The following is a 2,257-nucleotide window of genomic DNA, read 5'->3' on the forward strand; positions in this document are numbered from 1 at the left end:
CCATCATCACCGCATGGGAGATGCCGTTGTAGATCAGCGCCACCGGCACTTCCTCGGCCAGGGCGTCCTCGCCGACGTTGCCCTGCCACTCGCCCGCCCCAACCGGCACGTGATCTACCACCGGCCCGCCCCTCATCAAGGAGAAGCGCCATGTCCGCCCACCCAGACGACAACCTGATCAGCATGCTCAACCAGATCGCCCTCAACCTGGGCGGCGGCCGCGATGAGGAGAGCGCCGCGGCGGCCACCTGCCGCCATGTCGAGACGTTCTGGGCCCGCCCGATGAAGCAGCGACTGGTGGCAAGCCTCGCTCGGCCGGAAACGGGTCTTTCGGCCACGGCCCATCGCGCTGCCACGCTGCTGGCAGAGCGTCAGGAAGAGCGGCGCACCGGCTGAACATCGCCATCTGCGCGGGCAGATACGTACAAGATCGCGGTCATTTAACTGCAATAACCTTCAAAATCGCAGAATAAATAGCCATTTATAACCCAAGTTAAGGTCATTGAGGCGCAAGGGGTCCACTGTACAGAGGTGGCGGTCAGGGACGGCCTGCGCGTACAGGGACGTACCCCACCGTTTTGGCTGCTCTGCCCATTCAACCGCCTGGACAGAGTGGCCGTTTTATTACCCGCCAGCGCTTATTGCGCTGCACGCGTCTCGCGACGCTCCTCCAGCATTCCCTTGTCGAGAATGAAGCGGATGATCTCCTCGAGCCCCACGCCGTCGTAGAGATTGGTGAACACGAAGGGCCGCTCGCCGCGCATCTTTTTAGAGTCCCGCTCCATGACCTCCAGTGAGGCGTGTACCTGCTCGGCGATGTCGATCTTGTTGATGATCAGAAGATCGGACTTGGTGATGCCAGGCCCGCCCTTGCGCGGAATCTTGTCGCCGGCGGAAACGTCGATCACGTAGAGGGTGAGATCCGAAAGCTCCGGGCTGAAGGTGGCAGAGAGGTTGTCGCCGCCGGACTCGACCAGCACGAGCTCGAGGCCCGGGTGGCGCCCCTGCAGCTCGTCGATCGCCGCCAGGTTCATCGAGGCGTCCTCGCGAATCGCGGTGTGCGGGCAGCCGCCGGTCTCCACACCCAGAATGCGATCCGAGGCCAGCGCGTCGTGCTTGAGCAGGAAATCCGCATCCTCGCGAGTGTAGATGTCGTTGGTCACCACGGCGATATCGTAATGGTCGCGCAGCGCCAGGCAGAGCTGCTTCAAAAGCGCCGTCTTGCCGGAACCGACCGGGCCACCGACCCCTACGCGTAAACAGTGTGTCATCTCGTTCTCCTGTATCGATCAAATCAACTTCTGAACAGCCGGGAATATTGGGTTTCGTGCAGCGCGCTTGCCAGCGCCACGCCAGGTAGCGCCGGGCCGAGCTCGCCGTCATCGAGGCGTAGCGCCTCGTCCACCGCTTTCGAGAGCGCCGGGCGAAGCCGCTCGATGAGGCGCTGGGCGCTGGTGTGGCCAAGAGGCAGCGCCTTGCAGGCCACCGCCAACTGGTTTTCGAGCCACGCCCAGCCGAAGCCGAGCATCGCCTGGCGTGGGCTCACGCCGCGTGTAAAGGCGGTGTAAGCGAAAAGCGTTACGTAACCCGCCGGGCGCGGCAGCCACTCCTCTTGCGGCAACAGCCCAAGGCTTGCCAGAAGACGCTCGAGGGTAGCTCCAAGCCTTGCGTCCTCGGCGGCGAGCTCGGCGGTTTCGCGGCTGGCGGCAAGCCAGCCATCCCACTCGGCCACGCTTTCGCCGTCGCGCGTCTCGAAAGCCGCATAAAGGCGCGCGATCACCGGCAGCTCGCAGCGGGTCAGGCCGTCGTGGAGCACGCCTGAAAGCCACTCGGCCAGGCTCTCCTCGTCACTCACCCAGCCGAGCTCGAAGGCACTCTCGAGCCCTTGGGAAAAGGCAAAGGCGCCGATCGGCAGCGCCGGGCTGACCAGTTGCAAAAGCCCGAGCAGCGCCAGATCGTCCTGGGCCTCAGTGGCCATGGGTATGGTCGTGGTCATGATCGTGCGCGTGGTCGTGGTGATGCTCGTGGGCCGCCTCTGGCGCTTCCCGGTCGTGGTGGCCGTGGTCGTGGGCATGGGCGTGGCCGAGCTGCTGGTAGGCGCCGGGCTCCGGGTCGAAGGTGTCGTCATGATGCTCGAGCGTTGCGCCCAGAAGCCCCGCGAGCTCTTCGAGCACGTGATCCGGCGGGAAGCGCACCCAGCCGCCCTTCTCGTCCTCGCCGAGTGCCAGCTGCACGTGGCGGTTGCCCAGGTGGTAGG

The 2,257-nt window shown here is 64.9% G+C and carries 3 protein-coding genes and 1 pseudogene; 1 reads left to right on the plus strand and 3 read right to left on the minus strand.

The features are described from left to right. Positions 1 to 150: 150 nt before the first annotated feature. On the plus strand, positions 151 to 396 hold the full coding sequence (locus tag BIS11_RS15595; protein WP_253422469.1) for a formate dehydrogenase subunit delta: 246 nt from the start codon (positions 151 to 153) through the stop codon (positions 394 to 396). A 242-nt stretch (positions 397 to 638) separates the two neighbouring features. Here BIS11_RS15595 and ureG read toward each other — a convergent pair whose 3' ends face one another. The 3 genes and pseudogenes from ureG to BIS11_RS15610 all read right to left on the minus strand — a co-directional run. Continuing rightward, positions 639 to 1,271 (minus strand): urease accessory protein UreG, encoded by a 633-nt coding sequence (gene ureG, locus BIS11_RS15600; RefSeq protein ID WP_227389919.1) that lies wholly within the window; start codon positions 1,269 to 1,271, stop codon positions 639 to 641. Between the two features lie 23 nt (positions 1,272 to 1,294). Beyond that, positions 1,295 to 1,996 (minus strand): urease accessory protein UreF, encoded by a 702-nt coding sequence (locus BIS11_RS15605; protein ID WP_253586494.1) that lies wholly within the window; start codon positions 1,994 to 1,996, stop codon positions 1,295 to 1,297. Beyond that, positions 1,968 to 2,257: pseudogene (locus BIS11_RS15610) on the minus strand (urease accessory protein UreE); the annotation flags it as partial. The pseudogene BIS11_RS15610 and the gene BIS11_RS15605, both read right to left, overlap by 29 nt.

Origin of the sequence: Halomonas sp. 707D4, from assembly GCF_024158685.1 — a bacterium.
Taxonomy (GTDB): Bacteria; Pseudomonadota; Gammaproteobacteria; order Pseudomonadales; family Halomonadaceae; genus Vreelandella.